Consider the following 17,753-nt stretch of genomic DNA (forward strand, 5'->3'; position numbering starts at 1 on the left):
CGAGCGCCGGCGGGGCTGGTTCTGGCGGGCGTTTGAGGCGCGGGGTCTGGGGCGGAGCCCCAGCAGCGGCGCCGCTGGGGCGGTCAGACCGCGTCGGCCTCGGCTGCGGCGAGCTCCGCCGTGATGTCGGCCGGGCGGCGCCAGCCGCGTTCGCCTCGGGCCAGGAGCCAGGCGGTGGCCTCCTGGGGCGGCATCGCGGCGGCGACCAGCCAGCCCTGCACCGCGTCGCAGCCCAGGTCCCGCAGCCGTTCCCAGGTCTCGTCGTCCTCGACGCCCTCGGCCACGACCAGCAGGCCCAGCGAGTGGGCCAGGTCCACCGTGCAGCGGACGATCTCCGCGTCCTGGGCGTCGACCGCCAGCCGGCCCACGAAGGACCGGTCGATCTTCAGTTCGCTGACCGGCAGGCGGCGCAGGTGCACCAGCGAGGAGTAGCCCGTTCCGAAGTCGTCCAGGGACATCTTCACGCCGTGGCCGGTGAGCCCGGCCATGGTGTCCGCCGCCCGCTGGGGGTCTTCGAGGAGCACGTGTTCCGTTATCTCCAGCTGGAGCCCGCTCGCCGGGACCCCGTGCCGGGCCAGCCGCGCGGCCACCGCCCCCGCGAAGCCCGGGGTGTGGACGTCGCGCGGCGAGACGTTGACGGCCACCGGGACCTTCAGGCCCTGCGCGCGCCAGCGGGCGACCTGGGCCAGGGCCGTCTCCAGGACGTACTCCGTCAGGTGCGGCATCAGGCCGGAGGTCTCGGCGATCGCGATGAACTCGTCGGGGGACACCCGCCCGCGTTCCGGATGCACCCAGCGCACCAGGGCTTCGAGCCCGGCCACCTGTCCGTCGAAGCGGACCTTCGGCTGGTAGTGGAGTTCCACTTCACCGGCGTCCAGGGCCCGGCGGAGGTCGCCGAGGAGGCCGAGGCGGTCGGGGGTGTTGCTGTCCCGCTTGGACTCGTACACCTCCACGCCCGTGCGGTCGCGCTTCGCCTGGTACATCGCCACGTCGGCGCGCCGCAGCAGCCCCTCCGCGTCGAGGGCGTGGTCGGGGAAGACGGCGAGGCCGGCGCTGGCCTCCAGGACGAGGGTGAGTCCGTCCAGGTCCAGGGGGGAGCTGAGCTCGGCGACCAGGTTGCGGGCGACCCGCTGGGCGCTGGTGGTGGAGTCGGCGACGGGGAGCAGGACGGCGAACTCGTCACCGCCGAGCCGGGCCGCCTCGGCGTCCTCGGGCAGGGCCTGGCGCAGCCGGTCGGCGATCTGGAGGAGCAGCCGGTCGCCCGCGAGGTGGCCGAGGGTGTCGTTGACCGCCCGGAAGCGGTCCAGGTCGATCAGCACAAGAGCTGACCGGGTGCCCAAACGTTCAGCCTCGTCCAGCGCGCTCCAGGCCCGCTCCAGCAGCCACTGCCGGTTCGGCAGCCCGGTAAGCGGGTCCCGCAGCTGTTCCTCGGCGCGGGCGCGGGCGATCCACAGGGTGGAGTCCAGCGCGATCAGCGGTACGGCGAACAGCGGCAGCAGCACCGGCTGCGTCACGGCGACCACGCAGATCAGCGGGGCGATGCCGAGCAGCGCGACGGCCACCAGGGCCTGCCGGAGCAGGGCCGTACGGGCGATGGTGGGCAGGCCCGCCCCGTGCGGGGACAGCGCCAGCCACAGCAGGATCCGCGTGACGAGGAGGTAGGCGACGGCCACCAGGACGACCTCGGGTACGGCCTCCAGTCCCCAGGTGTCGGGCTTCCACGGCGTCTCCACGGTCGGCGACTCCCCGAAGGCGGCGAGCACGAGGGCTCCCGCGCCGATGCCGAGGATGTCGACGGAGCCGTGCAGCAGTCCCTGCCGCCAGCGGTGCCGGCGCGCGGCCCCGACGAGGGAGACCACCGCGAGCGAGACGAGTCCCGCCGGCACCCACCCGAAGAGGAGCAGGACGCCGAGGGTGAGGGCGGCGCCCGATCCGGTGCCGCCCCACCAGCGGTCGCGGCCGAGCGCGACCAGGTGGCCGACGATGACTCCGGTGAGCAGGGCGAGCGCCCAGCCCACCGCGCCTCCGGGGAACAGGGCGTGACGGCTGGTCAGCGCGGAAACGATGCCGACCGCGAGCACCACGACGGAGAGGCCCACGATGACGAAGGGCAGTGCGGTGGGCCGCTTCGGCCCGCCCGAACAGGCGTCGAGCGGTCGCGTCTCCGGCGTCCTGGCAGCCAGGACGCCGAACCGGCCCGCCCGCATGGACGGGAGGTCCCCGCCGAACTCAGGTGGCGGGTCGGCGCTTTCGGTGGGTTTCATGCCCGTCCCTCTCAGAGCCGGCGATGCCGATGTCACGCGATGGCCCCGATGTCATGCCATCACGGCTGGAATCGCACCACGCAGCCGTGCACGACGGGCGCACCCCTCAACAGTAGGACGCGAGAGGCTCCCAGGGGCAGCGGTCGGCGGCGGTTGCCCGAATGCGACCCAGCCATCCTCATCAGTACGGTATCCGCCGAACGGGTGAGTTTGGACTCGGGCCCCCCTGTCACCCTTCCGATGATCCGACAGGTCACCGCCCTGCGACCAGGCTTGTACCAGCCTTTTACCACCGGCTATCGCGCCTGGCGTGCGCCCGCCCGTACGGCCGCACGCCACGCATCGGTCCGCCCGCGCTACTCCTTGGGGACGGGTCCCCCATGGGGTATTACTCCGCTTCGCCGTCGCCGTCCACCGGGAGCGCGACCTCCCGCGCCGCGTCCGGGCCCTGTTCGAGCAGTACCGCGAAACCGGCGTCGTCGAGGACGGAGAGCTTCAGCTGCACCGCCTTGTCGTACTTCGACCCCGGGTTGTCGCCCACCACGACGAACGAGGTCTTCTTCGACACGGAGCCGGTGACCTTGGCGCCGCGGCTCTGCAGGGCCTCCTTGGCCCCGTCGCGGGTGTGGCTCTGCAAGGTGCCGGTGACGACGACGGTCAGCCCCTCAAGCGGCCGCGGCCCCTGCTCCTCGGCGGAACCTTCCTCTTCCATCCGGACCCCGGCCTCCCGCCACTTGCGCAGGATCTCCTGGTGCCAGTCGACGGCGAACCACTCCTTGAGGGAGGCGGCGATGATCGCGCCCACCCCGTCGGTCGCCGTCAGTTCCTCCTCGGTGGCCTGCTCGATGCGCTCGATGGACCGGAACTCGCGGGCGAGGGCCTCGGCGGCGACCGGCCCGACATGACGGATCGACAGGCCGTTGATGATCCGGGCGAGCGGGCGCTCCTTCGCGGCGGCGATGTTCTCCAGCATCGCCAGGGCGTTCTTCTTCGGCTCGCCCTTCTGGTTGGCGAAGACCGTGGCGATCTTCTCCTCGCCCGTCTTCGGATCCCGCTTGGGCAGCCCGCTGTCCTGGTCCAGGACGTACGCCTTGATGGGCAGCAGCTGCTCGATGGTCAGGCCGAAGAGGTCGCCCTCGTCCAGCAGCGGCGGCTCGGCGGGCTCCAGCGGGGCGGTCAGCGCGGCGGCCGCCACCATCCCGAAGTTCTCGATGTCCAGGCTCTGCCGGCCGCCGAGGTAGAAGAGCCGCTCGCGCAGCTGGGCGGGGCAGGTCTGCGCGTTGGGACACCGGACGTCGATGTCCCCCTCCTTCATCGGCCGCAGCGCCGTCCCGCACGCGGGGCACTCGGCCGGCATCACGAACTCCCGCTCGCTGCCGTCCCGCAGGTCCACCACCGGGCCGAGGATCTCGGGGATGACGTCGCCGGCCTTGCGCAGGACGACGGTGTCCCCGATGAGCACGCCCTTGGCCTTGACGACCTCCTGGTTGTGCAGGGTCGCGAACTCGACCTCCGAGCCGGCCACCGTCACCGGCTCCACCTGCGCGTACGGGGTCACGCGGCCGGTGCGGCCGACGCCGACCTTGATGTCGATCAGCTTGGTGTTGACCTCTTCGGGGGCGTACTTCCAGGCGATGGCCCAGCGCGGCGCGCGCGCCGTGGAGCCGAGGCGGCCCTGGAGGGCGATCTCGTCGAGCTTGACGACCACGCCGTCGATCTCGTGCTCCACCGAGTGCCGGTCCGCGCCGAAGCGGGTGATGAACGCGCGGACCTCGGCGAGCGAGGAGACCACCTCGTTGTGCCGGGCGGTGGGCAGGCCCCACTCGCGCAGCAGCTCGTACGCCTGCGACTGGCGCTCGATGTCGAAGCCCTCGCGGGCGCCGATGCCGTGCACGACCATGTGCAGGGGGCGGCTCGCGGTGACCTTGGGGTCCTTCTGGCGCAGCGAACCGGCCGCCGCGTTGCGCGGGTTGGCGAAGGGCTTGCCCTCCGCCTCCACCAGGCGCGCGTTGAGCTCCTCGAACTTCTCCATCGGGAAGAAGACCTCGCCGCGGATCTCGACCACGGCCGGGATCCGGTCCCCCTTGAGCCGGTCCGGGATCTCCGCGATCGTGCGGACGTTGGGCGTGATGTCCTCGCCGGTGCGGCCGTCGCCGCGGGTGGCGGCGCGGGTGAGGCGGCCGTTCTCGTAGGTGAGGTTCACGGCGAGGCCGTCGACCTTCAGCTCGCACAGGTAGTGGTAGTCCGAGGTGTTCACGTCGCGGGCCACCCGCTCGGCCCAGGCGGCCAGTTCCTCGTCGTCGAAGGCGTTGTCGAGGGAGAGCATCCGCTCCCGGTGCTCGACGGAGGCGAAGTCGGTCTCGTACGCCCCGGCCACCTTCTGGGTGGGCGAGTCGGGCGTACGCAGCTCCGGGTACTGCTCCTCCAGCGCCTCCAGCGAGCGCAGCAGCTTGTCGAACTCGGCGTCGCTGACGACCGGCTGGTCGTTCACGTAGTACCGGAAGCGGTGCTCCTCGACCTGCTCGGCCAGCAGCGCGTGCTGCTCACGCACCGCCGTCGGTACTGCCGTGTCCTGCTGTTCGGCTGCCATGCCGTGTCCTCCCGTGGCCCGTCTCGACCGTCACTCAGGGTTGTCGGCGAGCGACCTCGCCGCCCTGACGCAATGCGCCTGCACCGCGCGGGCGTAGGCGGGTGAGGCACCTGCCAGACCGCACGACGGGGTGACCACGACGGACTCCGCCAGAGTCCCCGGGGCCAGCCCCAGCCTGCGCCAGAGCTTCCTGACACCCATGACGCTACCGGCAGGGTCTGACAACGGGCCGTCGGTGCCGGGCACCACTCCGGCGAAGAGTTTCGTCCCGCCTTCGACGGCCTCGCCGATGGCGTCGTCCTCGCGCTCGGTGAGCAAGGAGAAATCGAACGACACGCCCGTCGCCCCGGCCCGCCGCAGCAGTCCGAAGGGCACCTCGGGCGCGCAGGAGTGGACGACCACCTCCCCGTCGTGGACGGCGAAGAGCTCGCGGAGGGTGCCCTCCACCACCTGCCGGTCCACGGCGCGGTAGGTGCGGTAGCCGCTCGCGGACCGGACCCGGCCCAGCAGTACCGCGGTCAGGGACGGCTCGTCGAACTGGAGCACGACCTCGGCGCCCGGGATCCGCTTGCGGACGTCGGCCAGGTGCCCGCGCAGGCCCTCGGCGAGCGATCCGGCCAGGTCGCGGCAGGCTCCCGGGTCCTGGAGCATCGCCTCGCCGCCGTGCAGCTCCAGGGCCGCGGCCAGCGTCCAGGGCCCGACCGCCTGGACCTTGAGGCGGCCGGTGTAGCCCTGGGTGAACTCCTCCAGGGCGTCCAGGTCCTCGCCGAGCCAGGACCGGGCCCGGCGGGTGTCGCGTCCGGGGCGGTCGCTGATCCGCCAGCCGCTGGGCTCGACGTGCGCGTACATCTCGACGAGCAGCCCGAGGGAACGCCCGATCATGTCCGCGCCGGGCCCGCGGGCGGGCAGCTCGGCGAGGTACGGGAACTCCTCGAAGGACCCGGTCACGGTCTTGGCCGCCTCGCGGGCGTCGCCGCCGGGCAGCGAGCCGATGCCGGTGGCGCCCGCGCTCATCGGCCCGGCCTGACGCTCAGGTCGTTGACCTCGGCGTCGCGGGGCAGGTCGACGGCCATGACGACGGTGGTAGCCACCGACTCGGGGTCGATCCAGGCGGCGGGGTCGTACTCCTTGCCCTCCTGGGAGTGCACCTTGGCCTGCATCGGGCTGGCGGTGCGGCCCGGGTACACGGAGGTCACCCGGATCCCGTTGGCCTTCTCCTCCTCGCGCAGCGAGTCGGCGAGGGCCTTCAGCCCGTGCTTGGAGGCGGCGTAGGCGCTCCAGTCCGCGTGCGCGTGCAGCCCGGCCCCGGAGTTCACGAAGACGATGGTGGCGTGCGAGGCCCGCAGGGTGGGCAGCAGCAGCCGGGTGACCTCGGCGGGGGCGATCAGGTTCACGTTGAGCTGCTGGTGCCAGGTCTTGGGGCGCAGCTCCCCAACCGGTCCGAGGTCCACGATTCCGGCGATGTGCAGCAGGGAGTCGATCCGCTCGGGGACGGCCTGCTTGGAGAAGGCCCACGAAAGCCGGTCGGGATCGGCGAGGTCGCCCACGAGGGCCGCGGCGCCGGGGTAGCGGTCGACGAGCTGGCGGGCGCGGCCGGCGTCGCGGGCGAGGAGGACGAGGTCGTCGCCGCGGGCGTGCAGCCGGGCCGCGACGGCGGCGCCGATGCCGGAACCGGCACCGGTGATCAGGTGAGTAGCCATGGGGCCCATGCTCGCACCCCGGGCCCGCCCGGCCGGTACGGGCGGGCGGTGGGCGCCGCCTTCCGGCCGGGCCCGGGGCGCGGGGGCGGCCCCGTCGCGCGGCGGCGGTACCCCTGCGGGCCGCCCTGTGCGCGGGCGGCGCGGTACGTCAGAGGCCGGCGGCCTCCCGCAGGGCGGCGGCCGTCCTGCGCGCGTCGTAGTCGGCGGGCACGCCTTCGACGAGGACGACGGTGCCCTCGATGTGGTCGGCGCGCAGCGGGACGAGCGCCTGGTAGGCGGGCGAGGCGTACCAGGCGCGGGCCTGCTCGATGTCAGGGAAGCCGACCATGACGAGGGTGCCGGGGAAGGGGCCCTCCAGGACCTCGACCTCGGCGCCGTGGACGAGGAAGCGGCCGCCGAAGGGCTCCATGGTCGGCTGGATCTCCTCGATGTAGCGGAGGATGTCCTCGTTCATGGTCTCGGGGCGTATGTGGGCGATGGCGTACGCGGTCATGGCGGTCTCCCCTGTCGACAACCGGCCCGGTTCTCCGGGCTGTTGCCCACAGCCTGCCCGAGGGGCCGCGGCCGGGGCGATTACCCCGGAGGTCATGCCGGGGCGGGCGCGGGGGCGTGCGGCTGGAAGGTGCGGCGGTAGGCGATCGGGGAGATCCCCAGGGAGCTCCGCATGTGCTGGCGCAGGGAGTTGGCGGATCCGAAGCCGGCCCGGTGGGCGACCAGGTCGACGGGAAGGTCGCTCGACTCCAGCAACTGGCGGGCGATCTCCAGGCGTTGCACGGTGAGCCACTGGACCGGGGTCATGCCGACCTCGTCGCGGAAGCGCCGGGTGAAGGTGCGCAGGCTCATCCGGGCGTGGGCGGCGAGCTCCGCGAGGGTGATCGGCTCGCCGAGGCGCTCCAGGGCCCAGGCGCGGGTGGCGGTGGTGGTGGCCACGGTGGGCTCGGGCACGGGCCGGTCGATGTACTGGGCCTGCCCGCCGTCGCGCCAGGGCGGTACGACGCACAGCCGGGCGGCGCGGTTGGCGACGGCCGTGCCGTGGTCCTGGCGGACCAGGTAGAGGCAGAGGTCGACGCCGGCCGCCACGCCCGCGGAGGTGAGGATGTCGCCGTCGTCGACGAAGAGGACCTCCTCGTCGAGCCGGACGCGCGGGAAGGCCCGCTGGAACTCGGGGGCGTGCAGCCAGTGGGTGGTGGCGGGGCGCCCGTCGAGCAGCCCGGCCGCGGCGAGCACGGAGGAGCCGGTGCAGATGGACACCAGCCGGGTGCCCGGCCGGATCAGGGCGAGCGCCTCCACCAGCGGCCGGGGCAGGGGTGCACCCTCGGCCAGGTCGTCCATGGCGTGCGTGGGCGGGATGATCACGGTGTCGGCGACGGAGAGCGCCTCGGGGCCCGCCGAGACCCCGATGGTGAAGCCCGCGTCGCTGGCCACGGGCAGGCCGTCGGCGGTGCAGACGGTGACCTCGTAGAGCGGGCTCCCGTCCTCTGCCTGGGCGTTTCCGAAGACGCGGGAGGGCATCCCGAGCTCGAACGGGGGCACGCCCTCCAGGGCGAGTACGGCGATCCGGTGCATGGCCAGATCCTGTCACATGGTGGCCGTACGGCCAACACCATGCGGAACGGCAGACGGCGAAGCTGGGGCCATCGGCCGGGAAACCGGCACAGATCATGACTCAAGGAGACATTCATGCGCGCCGTCGTCGTCAGCAAGTGGGGCGGACCCGAGGTCCTCGTCGAGACGCAGGCCGAGCGTCCGGAGCCGGGGATGGGCGAGATCCTGGTGCGGGTGCACGCCGCCGGGGTGAACCCGGTGGACTGGAAGACCCGCGAGAGCGGCGCCTTCATCGCCTGGGGTCCGGTTCCGGCGGTCGGCTGGGACGTGTCGGGCACCGTCGAGGCCGTCGGACCGGGCGTGACCCTGTACCGGGCGGGCGACGAGGTGTACGGGATGCCCCGCTTCCCGCAGCAGGCCGGCGCGTACGCCGAGTACGTGACCGCCCCCGCCCGGCACTTCGCCCGCAAGCCGGCCTCGCTGGACCACGTACAGGCGGCCGCGCTGCCGCTTGCGGCGCTGACCGCCTGGCAGGCGCTGGTGGACACGGCCGGGGTGAGCGCCGGGCAGCGGGTGCTGGTGCACGCGGCGGCGGGCGGCGTCGGCCACCTGGCCGTGCAGATCGCCAAGGCCCGCGGCGCGTACGTCATCGGCACCGCCAGCGCCGCCAAGCACGACGTGCTGCGCGAGCTGGGCGCCGACGAGGTGATCGACTACCGCACGACGGACTTCGAGGACGCCGTCTCCGGCGTGGACGTCGTGCTCGACGCGATCGGCGGGGAGTACGCGCGCCGCTCGCTCAAGGTGCTGAAGCCCGGCGGGCACCTGGTGACCCTGCTCGGCGACTCCGTCCCGGACGACGCGGAGGGCGTGCACGCCGCCTGGGTCCTCGTGGAGCCGGACCTGGGCGGCCTGCGGGAGATCACGGACCTGGTCGACCGGGGCCTGCTGAAGCCGCTGGTCGACACGGTGCTGCCGCTTGAGCAGGCCGCGAAGGCCCACGAGATCGGCGAGCAGGGCCGCACGACCGGCAAGATCGTCCTGACGGTCGTCTGAGTCGTCCGGCCCGGACAGGGCCCGGGAAAGGCCCTGGACAGCGCCCCGGACCCCCTAGACGGCGGCGGCCGTGGCCCGGGTGGTCGTGGCGATCGTGGCGGAGCCGACCACGCGGGTGCCGTCGTAGAGGACGATCGCCTGGCCGGGGGCCACGCCGCGGACCGGTTCGGTGAAGGAGACGCGCAGCTCGCCGTCCACGAGTTCGGCGAAGACCTCGGTCTCGCCGCCGTGGGCGCGCAGCTGCGCGGTGTAGGTGCCCGGGGCGGCGGCGGCCCCGCCGCACCAGCGGGGGCGGATCGCGGTCAGCGCGGTGACGTCCAGGGCTTCGACGGGGCCGACGGTGACGGTGTTGTTCACCGGGGAGATGTCGAGGACGTAGCGCGGCTTCCCGTCGGCGGCTGGGTGGCCGATGCGCAGGCCCTTGCGCTGGCCGATGGTGAAGCCGAAGGCGCCCTCGTGGGTGCCGACCTTCTCGCCGGACTCGTCGACGATGTCGCCCTCGGCCCTGCCGAGGCGGTTCGCGAGGAAGCCCTGGGTGTCACCGTCGGCGATGAAGCAGATGTCGTGGCTGTCGGGCTTCTTCGCGACGGCCAGGCCCCGCTCCTCGGCCTCGGCGCGGATCTCGTCCTTGGTGGTGAGGGTGTCGCCGAGCGGGAAGAGCGCGTGGGCGAGCTGCTTCTCGTCGAGGACGCCGAGGACGTACGACTGGTCCTTGGCCATGTCGGAGGCGCGGTGCAGTTCGCGGGTGCCGTCCTCGTTCAGTACGACGGTGGCGTAGTGGCCGGTGCAGACGGCGTCGAAGCCGAGGGCGAGGGCCTTGTCGAGCAGCGCCGCGAACTTGATCTTCTCGTTGCAGCGCAGGCAGGGGTTGGGGGTGCGCCCGGCCTCGTACTCCGCGACGAAGTCCTCCACGACGTCCTCGCGGAAGCGCTCGGCGAGGTCCCAGACGTAGAAGGGGATGCCGATGACGTCGGCGGCGCGGCGGGCGTCGCGGGAGTCCTCGATGGTGCAGCAGCCGCGGGCGCCGGTCCGGAAGGACTGCGGGTTCGCGGACAGCGCGAGGTGGACGCCGGTCACGTCGTGCCCGGCTTCGACCGCGCGGGCGGCGGCGACGGCGGAGTCCACGCCGCCGGACATGGCGGCCAGGACGCGGAGGGGGCGGGCGGTGCGCGGCAGGTTCTCAGTCATAGCACCGTCCAGAGTACGGGGAACCGCGCGGGGTCACAGCGCGTTATCGGGTGCAAGGGGGTGGATCACATGGGGATCAAGGGCGAGAAGGCCGAGGCGGGCCGCGGCAGGACCCGCAGGGCCGTGCTGTTCGGGGGGCTGGGGGTTCTCACGGTGGCTGCCGTCGCCGGCCGGGAGGAGATCGCGCGGGCCTGGTGGCTGCTGCCGGGGGTGGCCAAGCCGCGCAAGGAGGGTGAGCTCGACCACGCTGGCGCGAGCTGGACCGCGGCGTCTCCGGCGAACTGGCGGCTGGCGGACCGGCCGGACGACTACCGGGTGGACCGGATCGTCGTCCATGTCACACAGGGCGGCTTCGAGTCCTCGGTGGATGCTTTCAGGAACCCGTGGCACAAGGCGTCGGCGCACTACATAGTGCGCCAGGACGGGCACATCGAGCAGATGGTGCGCGAGCTGGACGTGGCCTTCCACTCGGGCAACCGCTCGATGAACGAGCGCAGCGTCGGCATCGAGCACGTGGGCTTCGTGGACCGCCCGCGGGACTTCACGGAGGCGATGTACGCGGCCTCGGCGCGGCTGGCGGCCGACATCTGCCGCCGGTACGGCATACCGGCGGACCGCACCCACATCGTGGGCCACTCGGAGGTCCCGGGCGCCGACCACACGGACCCGGGCCGCCACTGGGACTGGGACCGCTACGTCCGCATGGTCGGCGAGGCGCTGCGGACCCAGGCCGCCTGAGCGTGTTCCCCCTGGGGGACGGGCCAGTGCTGTGGCCGGACGGGGCCCGGCCACAGCGCTGGTGCTGCCGCAGCTCTAGCTGAGTCCGGCCGTGCGGGCTCGTTCCACCGCCGGGCCGATGGCGGCGGCCAGGGCGGCAACGTCCTCCTTGGTGGAGGTGTGGCCGAGCGAGAAGCGCAGGGTGCCGCGGGCCAGTTGCGGGTCGGTCCCGGTGGCGAGCAGGACGTGGCTCGGCTGGGCGACGCCCGCGGTGCAGGCCGATCCGGTGGAGCACTCGATGCCCTGGGCGTCGAGCAGGAGCAGCAGGGAGTCGCCCTCGCAGCCGGGGAAGCTGAAGTGGGCGTTGGCCGGGAGCCGGTCGTCGGGGTCTCCGCCGAGGACCGCGTCGGGCACGGCCGCGCGGACGGCGCCGATCAGCTCGTCCCGCAGGGCGCCGATCTCGGCGGCGAAGCGCTCGCGGCGCTCGGCGGCGAGGACGGCGGCCACCGCGAAGGCGGCGACAGCCGGCACGTCGAGGGTGCCGGAGCGGACGTGCCGCTCCTGGCCGCCGCCGTGCAGGACGGGTACGGGGCTCTGGTCCCGGCCGAGGAGGAGGGCGCCGATGCCGTACGGGCCGCCGATCTTGTGGCCGCTGACGGTCATGGCCGCGAGGCCGCTGTCCCCGAAGCGAACGTCGAGCTGCCCGAAGGCCTGGACGGCGTCGGAGTGCAGCGGGATCCCGTGCTCCCGGGCGACGGCGGCCAGTTCGCGGACCGGCATGACGGTGCCGATCTCGTTGTTGGCCCACATGACCGTGGCCAGGGCCACGGTGTCGGGGGCGCGTTCGACTGCCTCGCGGAAGGCCTCGGCGTGTACCCGCCCGTAGCGGTCCACGGGCAGGTACTCGACCTGCGCGCCCTCGTGCTCCGCGAGCCAGTGGACGGCGTCGAGGACGGCGTGGTGTTCAACGGGGCTGGCGAGGACCCGGGTCCGGCGGGGATCGGCGTCCCGGCGGGCCCAGTAGAGGCCCTTCACGGCGAGGTTGTCGGCCTCCGTGCCGCCGGCGGTGAAGACCACCTCGCTCGGGCGGGCGCCGATCGCCTCGGCGAGGGCCTCGCGGGCCTCCTCGACGGTACGGCGGGCGCGGCGGCCGGCAGCGTGCAGGGAGGACGCGTTTCCCGTGGCGGCGAACTGCGCGGTCATCGCCGCAGCGGCCTCCGGCAGCATCGGCGTGGTGGCGGCGTGGTCGAGGTAGGCCATGATCCCCCGATTCTACGAGTCCGCCGGTGGGGCTCCGCCCCGCGGGGCCGTGCCCTGCGGGGCGGGGCGGGTCGGGGCGGGTGGGGGCCGCTGCGCGGAGCTGGTCCCCGCCCCGCCCTTTCTCCGTTTCCTGGGGCTCCGCCCCAGACCCCGCGCCTCAAACGCCGGCGGGGCTGGAGGGTGCCCGGTGAGGCTGGGGGCGGTGCCCGGCGGGGCTGGATTACTGCTGGCGCGGTGCGCGGGCCAGCTGGCGGGACTGGGCGACCAAGTGGTCGGCGGAGTCCCAGACCTCGGCGTCCTCCTCCAGGAAGCCGCCGGCCAGGTTGCGGGTGGTGATGGAGACCCGCAGCGGGCCCGGAGCGGGACGGCGGCGGATGTGGGTGGTGAGTTCGACGGTCGGCGCCCAGCCGATCAGGCCCAGGTCGAAGGCGGTGGGCGGCAGCGCGTCCACCGCGAGGAGCATGGACAGCGGGTCGGCGTCGCGGCCGTCGGCCAGCTCGAACCAGGCGCGCATCTCCCCCTTGCCCGAGGGTGCGCCGACGGCCCAGCCCGCCGTCGCGGGGTCCAGCCGGAGCCGCAGCCGGTCCACGATGGCGGAGCTGCCGGGGATCGGGGCCGGGCCGGCTTCGGCGCCGAGGCAGTCCTCGTAGGCGGGCATGGCGGGCGGCAGCGCGACCGTGCGCACGTCGTCCGGCAGGGCCCCGAGGTCTCCGTAGGAGGCGAGGACGCGGATGCGCTCGATCTCGGCGCCGCTCTCGTCGTACTGGAAGAGGGAGGCCTGGCCGGTGGAGAGGGTGCGGCCGATCCGCACCACCTGCGTGCGGATCACGGCGGGGCCGGGCACGGAGGAGGTCAGGTAGTGCGCGGAGACGGTGAAGGGGTCCGGGTGCGGCAGGGCCGCCGACAGGGCCCGGCCGACCAGGGCCAGCAGATATCCGCCGTTGACGGCGGTGATGATGGTCCATCCCGCGGAGAGTTCCGCGTCGTACACCCCGGGCTCGTCCGCGCGCGGAACGATGGTGGTGTCGCGGTCGAACTCGCTGTCGCCGATGGATGCCTGGGCCGCTGCGTATGCCATGAAATCGACGGTACACCGGCTTGCTACTAAGCGGTAGCTTTCTTTTTGTTACGGCTCTTCGGCCACGGACGAGCGGCGGTTCCAGGCCAGCGGCGCCCGCCAGTGGTAGCGCATGGCGAGGAGCCGCAGGACGAACGTGGTCACGATCGCGAGGCCGGTGGTGAAGGCGTTCAGGGAGTCCAGGCCGATGGAGACGGCGACCATCGCGGCGCCGACCGTGGCGGGTACGGCGTACATCTCGCGGTCGCGCAGCAGCGAGGGCACCTCGTTGACGAGTACGTCGCGCAGGACGCCGCCGCCGACGGCCGTGGCCAGGCCGAGCGCGGCGGACGCGGTCAGGCCGAGGCCGTACTCGTAGGCCTTGGTGGTGCCCGTCACGCAGAACAGCGCGAGGCCGGCCGCGTCGAAGACGTTGATGGCCCGGTTGATCCGCTGGACCTCGGGGTGCAGGAAGAAGACGAGCGCGGCGGCGACCAGCGGGGTGACGAAGAAGCTGAGCTCGCCGAAGGCGGCCGGCGGGACGGCGCCGATCACCAGGTCGCGGAAGAGGCCACCGCCGAGGGCGGTGACCAGGGCGAGGACAGCGATGCCGAAGACGTCGAAGTTCTTGCGGACGGCGAGCAGGGCGCCCGCGGTGGCGAAGACGAAGATGCCGGCGAGGTCCAGGGCATGCTGGATCCCGGGCGGGAAGAGATCGTGGAGCACCGGGTCATTGTCGCCTGGCGGCGGGGCGCGGGGCGCCGCGGGGCGCGGGCCGCTGCCCGGCGGGCCGCCGCGGGGGCTCGGGGGTGCGGGGCGCTGGGTGCGGGGCGCACCGCCGGGCCCGGGCCGGTGCGGCTTCAGGACCTGGGGCTCCGCCCCAGACCCCGCGCCTCAAACGCCGGCGGGGCTGGAATGGCCGCCGCGCCTCATCGCCGGAGGGCTTGCCGCGGCGCCCCCGGCGGGGCTGGATGTGCCCCCCGGCGGGGCTGGAGATTCCCTCGGCGGGGCCGGTGTGCGGCGTGCCGCGGTTTCGGCCCCGCCCGGGGGGTGGTCGTCAGTCCGTCACCAGCGCCACCGCTTCCGCCGCACCCGGCAGGGGCTGGTCGCCCGGGGCCTGGTCCGGGGCGTTCTCCGGGTGATGGCAGGCCACCTGGTGACCCGTCTTCAGTGCCAGCATCGGCGGTTCCTGCGTGGTGCAGATCTGGGTCGCCTTCCAGCACCGCGTGTGGAAGCGGCAGCCGCTCGGCGGCGAGATCGGCGACGGCACGTCGCCCTTGAGCAGGATGCGGCCGCTCTTGGCGCCCCGCCTCCTCGGGTCCGGCACCGGTACGGCCGACAGCAGGGCCCGCGTGTAGGGGTGCATCGGGGACTCGTACAGCGACTTGCGGTCGGTGAGCTCCACGATCTTGCCCAGGTACATCACCGCGATGCGGTCGGAGACGTGCCGGATGACCGACAGGTCGTGCGCGATGATCACGTACGTGAGGCCGAGCTCCTCCTGGAGGTCGTCCAGCAGGTTGACCACCTGGGCCTGGATCGACACGTCCAGCGCCGAGACCGGCTCGTCGGCCACGACCAGCTTCGGGTTCAGCGCCAGCGCCCGCGCGATGCCGATGCGCTGGCGCTGGCCGCCCGAGAACTCGTGCGGGTAGCGGTTGTAGTGCTCCGGGTTCAGGCCGACCAGGGACAGCAGCCGCTGCACCTCCGACTTGATCCCGCCGTCCGGGGTGACGCCCTGGAGCTTGAACGGTGCGGAGACGATGGCGCCGACCGTGTGCCGCGGGTTCAGTGATCCGTACGGGTCCTGGAAGATCATCTGCACATCGCGGCGCAGCGGGCGCATGCCCGCCACCCCGAGGTGGGTGATGTCCTTGCCCTCGAACTCGACGGTTCCGCCCGTCGGTTCGAGCAGCCGCGTGATCAGCCGGCCCATGGTGGACTTGCCGCAGCCGGACTCGCCGACCACGCCCAGCGTCTCACCGCGCCGGACGTCGAAGTCGATCCCGTCCACGGCCTTGACGGCCCCGACCTGCCGGCGCAGCAGCCCCTTGTTGATGGGGAAGTGCTTGACCAGGCCGGTCACCTTCAGCAGCGGTTCCGCGGACGCCTCTTCGGAGGCCTTCGGCGCGCCGGTCTTCTTCATGTCGGTCACAGCTTCGGCGCAATCTCTTCGGTCCAGATCCGGGTCCGCTCCTCCTGCGACATGTGGCAGGCGGACCAGTGCCGGCTGTCGTCCTGGATCAGCTCGGGCCGCTGGGTGCGGGTGATGCCGCCCTTGGGGACGTCGGCGTACGGGCAGCGCGGGTTGAAGGCACAGCCGCTGGGGATGTTGATGAGGCTGGGCGGCGAGCCCTTGACCGGGATGAGGCGCTCGGTCTGGTCGCGGTCGATGCGGGGCATCGAGCCCAGCAGCCCCCAGGTGTACGGGTGGCGGGGCTCGTAGAACACCTTCTCGGCGGTGCCGCGCTCGATGCACCGGCCGCCGTACATCACGAGGATCTCGTCGGCCATCTCGGCGACGACGCCGAGGTCGTGCGTGATCATGATGACCGCGGAGCCGAACTCCTTCTGCAGATCGCGGATCAGGTCCAGGATCTGCGCCTGGACGGTGACGTCCAGGGCGGTGGTCGGCTCGTCCGCGATGAGCAGCTCGGGGTTGTTGACCAGCGCCATGGCGATCATCGCGCGCTGACGCATACCTCCGGAGAACTCGTGGGGGTACGCGTCCACGCGCCGGTGGGGCTCCGGGATGCCCACCCGGTCGAGCATCTCGACCGCCCGCTTGCGGGCCGTCTTCTTGTCGACGTTCTGGTGGGTCCGGTAGGCCTCGATGATCTGCGCGCCGACCGAGTAGTACGGGTGCATCGCGGACAGCGGGTCCTGGAAGACCATGGCCATCTTGCGGCCGCGGAGCCGGCGCACGTAGTCGGCGTCGGCGCTGACGAGGTCCTCGCCGTCGAGCCGTACCTCGCCCGAGATGTGCGGGCGGCTGCGGGCGTTGCCGGTGCGGTGCAGGCCCATGATGGCCAGCGAGGTCACCGACTTCCCCGAGCCGGACTCGCCGACGATCCCGAGCGTCTTGCCGCGTTCGAGGTCGAAGGAGAGCCCGTCGACGGACTTGACCAGTCCGTCGTCGGTGGGGAAGTGCACCTTGAGGTCGCGCACGGACAGGTAGGCGCCGTCCCGTGGCCCGGCCTGCTCGGGGACGAAGGCGGGCTCGCCGGAGGTACCGGTGCCGGTGCCGGGGGAAGAGGCGGGGTTCTCGGTCACGTCAGCCTCACGCGCGGGTCGATGACGGCGTACAGCAGGTCCACGATCAGGTTGGCCATCACCACGAAGAGCGCGGCGAGCAAGGTGACTCCCATGATCACGGGGAGGTCGCCGGCGCCGATCGCGGCCACGGCGGCCGTTCCCAGGCCCTGGAAGTTGAAGGTCGTCTCGGTGAGCACCGCACCGCCGAGGAGTCCGCCGAGGTCGAGGCCGAACATGGTGACGATCGGGGTGAGGGTGGAGCGCAGGGCGTGCTTGCGGATGACCACGCCCTCCTTGAGCCCCTTGGCGCGGGCCGTTCGGATGTAGTCCTCGCCGAGCACCTCCAGCATCGTGGCGCGGGTGATGCGGGCGTAGGTGGCGGCGAAGAGGAAGGCCAGGGTGACCCAGGGCAGGATCAGGCTGTTGAGCCAGGCTCCTGGATCCTCGGTCAGGGGTTGGTAGTTGGAGACGTCCAGCCAGCCGAGGCTGTAGACGAAGATCGCGGGAGCCACCATGCCGGTGAAGAAGATCGGCAGGGAGACGCCGGCGAGCGCGCCGACCATGACGGTGCGGTCGATGGCGGTCCGGCGCTTGAGCGCCGAGACCACGCCGGTGGCCACACCGGCGATCACCCAGATCACGGCCGCCCCGAGGGCGAGCGAGAGGGTGACCGGCATCCGGTCGATCATGGTCTCCCAGACGGGCGCCTCGGTCTTGAAGGAGTACCCGAAGCAGGGCGCCGCGCAGTGGGTGACATCCGTGCCGCCGTCGTAGTCGCGGCCGGCGAAGATGCCCTTGAGGAAGAGCAGGTACTGCTCGGAGATCGGCTTGTCGAAGCCCATCTTCACGCGGATGCCCGCCAGGGCGGTCTCGTTGGTCTCGCGTCCGGCGTACATGAGCGCGGGGTCGCTGCCGGTCAGCTTCGGGACCGCGAAGAAGATGCCGAAGGTGACCACGGAGACCACCAGCAGCGTGGCGGCGACATTGAACAGACGCCGTATGAGGTAGACGAGCACTGCAGTCGGCCGCCCGGGGCGGGTGGCCGCCGCCCCTTGTGGGGACGGCGGCCACCGCCTGCGGCCTTCACCTGCCCTTCGGACTAGCGCATGTGCGGTGAAGGC

15 protein-coding genes are annotated in these 17,753 nt (G+C 72.8%); 2 read left to right on the plus strand and 13 right to left on the minus strand.

Annotated features, from left to right (window positions below; all coding sequences use genetic code 11):
* Positions 1 to 83: 83 nt before the first annotated feature.
* From OG447_RS00220 to OG447_RS00245, 6 genes are all read right to left on the minus strand, one after another.
* Positions 84 to 2,264: a bifunctional diguanylate cyclase/phosphodiesterase gene (locus OG447_RS00220; protein WP_266934125.1), complete on the minus strand. Its 2,181-nt coding sequence runs from the start codon at positions 2,262 to 2,264 to the stop codon at positions 84 to 86.
* Positions 2,265 to 2,652: 388 nt separating this feature from the next.
* Positions 2,653 to 4,854, minus strand: a complete 2,202-nt coding sequence (gene ligA, locus OG447_RS00225) for an NAD-dependent DNA ligase LigA (protein WP_266934126.1) — start codon at positions 4,852 to 4,854, stop codon at positions 2,653 to 2,655.
* 30 nt (positions 4,855 to 4,884) lie between these two features.
* Positions 4,885 to 5,868 carry a methionine synthase gene (locus OG447_RS00230; RefSeq protein ID WP_266934127.1) on the minus strand — a complete coding sequence of 328 codons (984 nt, stop codon included), beginning with the start codon at positions 5,866 to 5,868 and terminating at the stop codon, positions 4,885 to 4,887.
* Positions 5,865 to 6,554 (minus strand): SDR family oxidoreductase, encoded by a 690-nt coding sequence (locus OG447_RS00235; protein WP_266934128.1) that lies wholly within the window; start codon positions 6,552 to 6,554, stop codon positions 5,865 to 5,867. Before OG447_RS00235 ends, OG447_RS00230 begins: the two co-directional genes overlap by 4 nt.
* A gap of 148 nt (positions 6,555 to 6,702) precedes the next feature.
* The gene (locus tag OG447_RS00240; RefSeq protein WP_266934129.1) at positions 6,703 to 7,047 is read right to left on the minus strand and encodes a DUF1330 domain-containing protein; all 345 of its coding nucleotides are present in this window, start codon (positions 7,045 to 7,047) and stop codon (positions 6,703 to 6,705) included.
* A 92-nt stretch (positions 7,048 to 7,139) separates the two neighbouring features.
* Positions 7,140 to 8,120: a GlxA family transcriptional regulator gene (locus OG447_RS00245; protein ID WP_266934130.1), complete on the minus strand. Its 981-nt coding sequence runs from the start codon at positions 8,118 to 8,120 to the stop codon at positions 7,140 to 7,142.
* Positions 8,121 to 8,234: 114 nt separating this feature from the next.
* Here OG447_RS00245 and OG447_RS00250 point away from each other — a divergent pair, with 114 nt between their 5' ends.
* Positions 8,235 to 9,155 (plus strand): NADP-dependent oxidoreductase, encoded by a 921-nt coding sequence (locus OG447_RS00250; protein ID WP_266934131.1) that lies wholly within the window; start codon positions 8,235 to 8,237, stop codon positions 9,153 to 9,155.
* A gap of 54 nt (positions 9,156 to 9,209) precedes the next feature.
* On the opposite strand, the gene mnmA is transcribed toward OG447_RS00250, so the two are convergent.
* Positions 9,210 to 10,343 carry a tRNA 2-thiouridine(34) synthase MnmA gene (mnmA, locus tag OG447_RS00255; protein ID WP_266934132.1) on the minus strand — a complete coding sequence of 378 codons (1,134 nt, stop codon included), beginning with the start codon at positions 10,341 to 10,343 and terminating at the stop codon, positions 9,210 to 9,212.
* A 69-nt stretch (positions 10,344 to 10,412) separates the two neighbouring features.
* Between mnmA and OG447_RS00260 the strand changes: the two genes are divergently transcribed.
* Entirely contained in the window at positions 10,413 to 11,081 is a 669-nt protein-coding gene (locus OG447_RS00260; protein WP_266934133.1) for an N-acetylmuramoyl-L-alanine amidase, read from the plus strand.
* Positions 11,082 to 11,156: 75 nt separating this feature from the next.
* Here the strand turns inward: OG447_RS00260 and OG447_RS00265 are convergent, their stop codons facing one another.
* The 6 genes from OG447_RS00265 to OG447_RS00290 form a co-directional block, all read right to left on the minus strand.
* Positions 11,157 to 12,320, minus strand: coding sequence for a cysteine desulfurase family protein (locus tag OG447_RS00265; protein WP_266934134.1), 1,164 nt, complete (start codon positions 12,318 to 12,320; stop codon positions 11,157 to 11,159).
* A 220-nt stretch (positions 12,321 to 12,540) separates the two neighbouring features.
* A complete protein-coding gene (locus OG447_RS00270; RefSeq protein ID WP_266934135.1) occupies positions 12,541 to 13,398 on the minus strand; it encodes a thioesterase family protein in 858 nt (285 codons plus the stop codon).
* 48 nt (positions 13,399 to 13,446) lie between these two features.
* Positions 13,447 to 14,103, minus strand: coding sequence for a trimeric intracellular cation channel family protein (locus tag OG447_RS00275; protein ID WP_266934136.1), 657 nt, complete (start codon positions 14,101 to 14,103; stop codon positions 13,447 to 13,449).
* Positions 14,104 to 14,434: 331 nt separating this feature from the next.
* A complete protein-coding gene (locus OG447_RS00280) occupies positions 14,435 to 15,523 on the minus strand; it encodes an ABC transporter ATP-binding protein (protein WP_266934137.1) in 1,089 nt (362 codons plus the stop codon).
* A gap of 5 nt (positions 15,524 to 15,528) precedes the next feature.
* Positions 15,529 to 16,551: an ABC transporter ATP-binding protein gene (locus tag OG447_RS00285; protein WP_266938681.1), complete on the minus strand. Its 1,023-nt coding sequence runs from the start codon at positions 16,549 to 16,551 to the stop codon at positions 15,529 to 15,531.
* Between the two features lie 95 nt (positions 16,552 to 16,646).
* Entirely contained in the window at positions 16,647 to 17,648 is a 1,002-nt protein-coding gene (locus tag OG447_RS00290) for an ABC transporter permease (protein WP_266934139.1), read from the minus strand.
* Between the last annotated feature and the right edge of the window lie 105 nt (positions 17,649 to 17,753).

This window comes from Streptomyces sp. NBC_01408 (assembly GCF_026340255.1).
GTDB lineage: Bacteria > Actinomycetota > Actinomycetes > Streptomycetales > Streptomycetaceae > Streptomyces.